This window comes from Rubricoccus marinus (assembly GCF_002257665.1).
GTDB classification, from domain to species: Bacteria; Bacteroidota; Rhodothermia; order Rhodothermales; family Rubricoccaceae; genus Rubricoccus; species Rubricoccus marinus.
Genome location: NZ_MQWB01000001.1, coordinates 1128689 through 1133890 on the forward strand (window position 1 = coordinate 1128689; position 5202 = coordinate 1133890).

Sequence of the window (5202 nt, forward strand, 5' to 3'; positions counted from 1 at the left end):
ACCCCGTACCCCGTACCCCGACCGCGTGACCCCCGTCCGACTCCGACTCCGCAACTTCCTCAGCTACGGCGAAGACGTGCCCGAACTCGACCTGGAGGGCATCCACGTGGCCTGCCTCTCGGGCGGCAACGGGCAGGGCAAGAGTGCGCTCCTGGACGCGATCACGTGGGCGCTCTGGGGCGAGGCGCGGAAGTCCGCCGACAGCCGGAAGCCCGACGACGACCTCCTGCGCGTGGGGCAACGCGAGATGGAAGTCGAGTTGACGTTCGACCTCGCCCAGCAACGCTACCGCGTGCGACGCTCTTACACCAAGACCGCCAGCGGCAAAAGCTCCAAGCCGGGTCTGGAGGTGCAGGCGCAGATCGCCGGGACCGACGAGTGGCGTCCCCTCACGGAGGCGAGCATCCGCGAGACGCAGAAAACGCTCGACAGGCGCCTCGGCGTGGACTACGAGACGTTCGTCAACTCCACGTTCCTGCTCCAGGGCCGGTCCGACGAGTTCACGCGCAAGAAGCCAACCGAGCGGAAGCAGATCCTCGGGCGGATCCTCGACCTCGGGCGGTACGACAGGCTCCACGAGCGCGCCGGCCGCCGCTACTCCGAGGCTCGCGAGACGGTCAAAAAGCTCGAAGCCGAAGCCGAGCGGCTGACCGCCGCGCTGGAGCACGAGGACGACTGTAAAACCGAGGCCTCTGGCGTGGAGACGGAGGTCGCCACGCGGGGCGAGGCGGTGGAGACGGCGCGGAAAGAGGAGCGCGACGCCAGAGGCCTGGTGGACGGCTTGGAGCGCCGCGAGGCGGACGCCGCACGCGTGCGCGCGACGCTCGCGGATCTGGACGCGAGAATCGCGCGGATCGAGAAGGAGCAGGCGGAACTGGGGACGCGCATCGAGGCGGCGCAGGCGCTCGTGGACAGAGGACCGCAGATCGAGGCGGCGCACGCGCGCTACGAGGCGCTGCGGGCCGAGCGCGCATCGCTGGACGAGAAGTCCACGCTCTACCACGCCGTCCGCGCCCAACTCAAGGACGCGCAGCACGACCTGGACCGCGCCCGGCGCGACCTGGAAGCCGACGTGGCCTCTGGCGAGAAAGGGCTCCGGGCGGACCGCGAGCGGCTGGAATCCGACCGCCAGAGGCTGGGCGAGTTGGAGCGCGTCGAAGCCGAGCTGGCCCGTGCGACGAAGGCGGAGGAATCGGCCGCCAGAGGCCTCAAGCTGAAGGAGCAGCGCGACGGACGCCAGAGGCGGCTCGCGGAGCTCCAGAAGCGGCTGGACGGCGAGCGCCAGACGCTGAGCGCGCACCTGACGCAAACGCGCAAGCAGATCCAGGAGGCCGAGGCAGCACTGACGGGGGAGGAGGCGCTGCGCGCCCGCGTGACGCACCTCGCCTCTGGCGCCGAGAAGCACGCCGCGCTCGCGCAGCAGATGCAGGACGTGCGGACTGAGGGGGAGACGCTGACGGAAGGGATCAGCAAGCTGGAGGCCCAGCAGGAATCCCTCAACCGTGAGCGCGCCGCGCTGGAAGCCAAGCGCCAGAAGGTCCTGGATGTGGCTGAGGCGATCTGCCCGACGTGCAGCACGCGCCTCACCGACGAGCACCGCGCGCAGGTCGTGGCCGAGATCGACGCCGACCTGGCCGCGCTGGACGCACGCCAGAGGCCTCTGGCGGCGAAGCTGAGCGAATTGGGCGAGCAGCGCCAGCGGCTCCGCGCCCGGTTCGTAGCTCTGAAAGGGGAGGCCGAGCCTCTGGCGAACGCGGGCGCCGATCTCGCGCGAGCGGAGGAGAACCTGAAAACGGCCGACCAGCAGCGCCAGAGGCTGGGATCGCTGCGCGAGGACGAATCGCGCCTGGACAGGCTTCTGGCGGGTGCGGCGTTCTTACCGGAGGTCCACGCCGAGGCGGCCGAGCTTGAGCGCGTGCTGGAAACGGAGTCGTTCGACGACGCGGCGTTTGAGCGCGTCCGGGCCGAGGCGGCCGTGCGGCCCCGCATCGCGGAAGAGCGGCGCAAGCTCTTGGGCATCGCGGAGAGGGTGGAGGCCGAGACCTCGCGCCTCCAGGCCGCCGAGCGCGACCTGAACGCCAAACGCGAGGCCCTGGCCTCTGGCGCCACGCTCGCGCCCATCCGCCAGAGGATCAGCGTGCAGCAGAAACAACTCGACTCCATCGGGTTCGACGCCGAGCGGTTCGAGGCGGTGCAGCGCGAGATGAAGGGCGTGGAGGACGCGCCCGCACTTCTCGCCCGTTTGGCCGAGGCCACGCGCTCGCTCCGCGTGGACGGCGAACGCCTCGCCGGTCTCGCCGAGGACCACCAGAAGGCCTCTGGCGATAAGGCAACTCAGGCCGAGTCCCTCGCGCAGATTCAGGCCGGGCTGGCTGACCGCGACGCGCTCCGCCAGAGGCTGTCCGACGCCGAGCGCCAGAGGCGAGAGTCCGAAGCGGCGCTCGCGGAGGCACAGACGCGGCTGGGCGCCCTGCGCGAACGCCTCGCTCGTGCCGACCGCGACCGCAAGGCGCTCACTTCGACGCGCCGCGACCTCCGCGAGGCCAAAAAGCAGAGCGCGCTCTACTACCAGCTCCGCGTCGCCTTCGGCAAGAACGGCATCCCGAGCCTCATCATCGAGGAGACGCTGCCGGAGATCGAGAACCGCGCCAACGACATTCTGGAGCGGCTCGCCCGGACGCGCACGCGCGTCGCGCTCGAAACGCTCAAGGACAAAAAGACCGGCGGCGGCACGAAGGAGACGCTGGACATCCGCATCACGGACGACTCGGGCGTCTCGCGGCCCTACGAGACGTTCTCGGGCGGCGAGGCCTTCCGCGTCAACTTCGCGCTCCGCATCGCGCTCTCGCAGATGCTCGCCGAGCGGGCTGGGACGCAGGTCCGCACGCTCGTCGTGGACGAGGGCTTCGGGACGCAGGACAAGGAGGGGATCGCCGCGCTCGTGGAGGCCATCCGCGCCATCCAGGACGATTTCGACACGATCCTCGTCGTCACGCACCTGGACGAGATGAAGGACGCCTTCCCAATCCGCATCGAGGTCACGAAGCGGCCGGTGGAGGGCTCCACGTTCGAGATCGTGGGGGTGTAGCCTCTGGCGCCAGAAACTTTGTTATAGTGTTGAGCGGCGCTAAAAGTAGAGTCGACGCACCCTCGCGGTGAGTAGTTGACCGTCGTTGAATATGACCTCCACGCTGTTTCTGAGTATCTCGCCGTGTGGAGACAGCGGTGCGTCCGGGACTACAGTGCTAGGGATGTTAATCACCTGCAGTACTCCCTCGCCAGAGCCGTCAGGCTCGGCGCAGCTAATTGTAGAGCTAGGGAACCTGCTGAAGATCTCTCGCGGCGTTGTCGTAGAATCAAACGTCGTTCCCTCTGCGAACAGCAGAGGCTCCGATTTTACAATATGAGCGAGGTACGACGAGTCTTGTACCTGAACGTACATCGCGTAGTCATCTCCGTTCTGATAGACAGGTGCATGGGCAGAGTCGCCGAAAATCGGATGCGTTTTCCCTGTCATGGAGAAGGGAGGGGGGCTAAACATGCTGTCCAGTTCTGCACCGGTGGCGATCAGCGGAAAGGAGCCGGACTTCCAATCTTGGATGTCTGATGCTTCGAGGTGGGGCGAGAGAGGCATATCGCAGGGCAGCTCTCCATCTCCACAGCCCAATAAGGAGAAAGACGCAGCACAAAAGCACAGGAAGGCGTTTTTCATGTCTCGCGTCTCAGCCTCTGGCGCAAATCCTGTCGCCCGTGCAGAACAGCGAGCACTTCGACCTCACCCTCTGAGACGAGGTACACGATCCGGTAGCCATCCCGGACCAACTCGCGGACGTGCTCGATCTCCGTCTCCGGCAATGACCGCCCGAGGTGCGGATGCTCCGCCAGAGCCTCTGGCGCGGAATAGAGACGCGCGACGATGGAGCGAGCGTACTGCGGTGAGGTCCGCTCGAAGTACGCACCAATCGCGTGCAAATCGTCGATCGCCTCGTGTGACCAGCGGACGTTAGCCACGGTCGCCAGAGGCTGGGTCGAGCCACCGTCCGAGCCTCGCCTTGGCCTCCTCGTGGGAGACTGTGCGGCCTGCCTCTACGTCGCGCAGCCCGCGCTCAATCTTCTGGAGCACGTAGAGTTCGTACTGGATGTCCTCGAACGAGGCATCGTCGTCCAGGCGCTCAGCGAGTCGGCGGAGAGCTTGCTTTGGGCTCGTGGTCGGCATGGCGAAAGAGATGTTTCCCAGATGATACGGTTCTAGGACGCGAGCTCGCGCCTGCCTCTGGCGCCAGAGGCCGCGCCTCAGAACTCCGTCACCACGGTCACGCCTCTGGCGCCGAAGTCGTCCATGCGCATCAGCGCGTCGATGGACTGCTCCAGCGAGATCGTCCGGCCGATGAGGGCCTCTGGCGTCAGCGCGCCAGAGGCGATCATGGAGAACATCGCGCCGTAGCGGTGGGCCTGCATGCCGTGGCTGCCGAGGATCTCCAACTCGTCCGCGAGGACCCGGTCCATCGGGATGGCCGGCGTGCGGTGCTCGGCCAGCAGGAGCCCCACCTGGACGTGCCGCCCGCGTTTCTGGAGGCAGCGGATCGAGTTCACGCACGTCGTGGGGTGCCCGAGCGCGTCCAGAGACAGGTGCGCGCCCCCGCCCGTGACCTCGCGCACGGCCTCCACCACGTCCGGGACCGCCGCCGCGTTCACCGTCGCCACCGCGCCAATCGACCGGGCCATCTCCAGCGCCGCGTCCGAGATGTCCACCGCCACCACGTTCGCGCCAGAGGCCCGCGCGATCATCACCGCCGAGAGGCCCACGCCGCCGCAGCCGTGCACCGCCACCCACTCGCCCGCGCGCACCCGGCCCTGGTCCACGACGGCGCGGAACGCCGTCACGAACCGGCATCCCAGACTCGCCGCTGGCGCGAAGTCCATAGAGTCGGGGAGCCGCACGAGGTTGAGGTCGGCCCGGTGGATGGACACGTATTCCGCGAACGAGCCCCAGTGCGTGAAGCCCGGCTGGAACTGGTCGTCGCACACCTGCTGGTTGCCGGAAAAACACTGCGGGCACACGCCGCACCCGCCCACGAACGGGACCGTCACGCGGTCGCCGACTCGCCACCGCGTCACGTCTTTGCCCACCGCCTCCACGGTCCCCGCCAACTCATGCCCCGGCACGTGCGGCAGCGCGATGCCCGGATCGTGCCCCACCCA

General features: G+C 67.9%; 5 protein-coding genes. 1 reads left to right on the forward strand and 4 read right to left on the reverse strand.

Translation table 11 applies throughout. The annotated features are described in order from the left end of the window. A partial coding sequence (locus BSZ36_RS04570; RefSeq protein WP_218827556.1) for an AAA family ATPase occupies window positions 1-3088 on the forward strand: 3088 nt, incomplete at its 5' end. A 39-nt stretch (window positions 3089-3127) separates the two neighbouring features. Here the strand turns inward: BSZ36_RS04570 and BSZ36_RS18840 are convergent. The 4 genes from BSZ36_RS18840 to BSZ36_RS04585 all read right to left on the reverse strand — a co-directional run. Further along, window positions 3128-3712, reverse strand: a complete 585-nt coding sequence (locus BSZ36_RS18840) for a hypothetical protein (RefSeq protein ID WP_143536752.1) — start codon at window positions 3710-3712, stop codon at window positions 3128-3130. Next, window positions 3709-4011, reverse strand: a complete 303-nt coding sequence (locus BSZ36_RS04575) for a type II toxin-antitoxin system RelE/ParE family toxin (protein WP_179271021.1) — start codon at window positions 4009-4011, stop codon at window positions 3709-3711. The genes BSZ36_RS18840 and BSZ36_RS04575 overlap by 4 nt, the downstream gene beginning before the upstream one ends. After that, the gene (locus BSZ36_RS04580; protein WP_094546455.1) at window positions 4004-4216 is read right to left on the reverse strand and encodes a hypothetical protein; all 213 of its coding nucleotides are present in this window, start codon (window positions 4214-4216) and stop codon (window positions 4004-4006) included. Before BSZ36_RS04580 ends, BSZ36_RS04575 begins: the two co-directional genes overlap by 8 nt. 77 nt (window positions 4217-4293) lie before the next feature. After that, window positions 4294-5202, reverse strand: a 909-nt coding sequence (locus tag BSZ36_RS04585; protein WP_094546457.1) for a zinc-dependent alcohol dehydrogenase family protein, incomplete at its 5' end; no start/stop codon positions are given.

Coding starts and splice junctions, on each gene's coding strand:
- BSZ36_RS18840 (WP_143536752.1), bottom strand. CDS start 3,712: ATGAAAAACGCCTTCCTGTGCTTTTGTGCTGCGTCTTTCTCCTTATTG.
- BSZ36_RS04580 (WP_094546455.1), bottom strand. CDS start 4,216: ATGCCGACCACGAGCCCAAAGCAAGCTCTCCGCCGACTCGCTGAGCGC.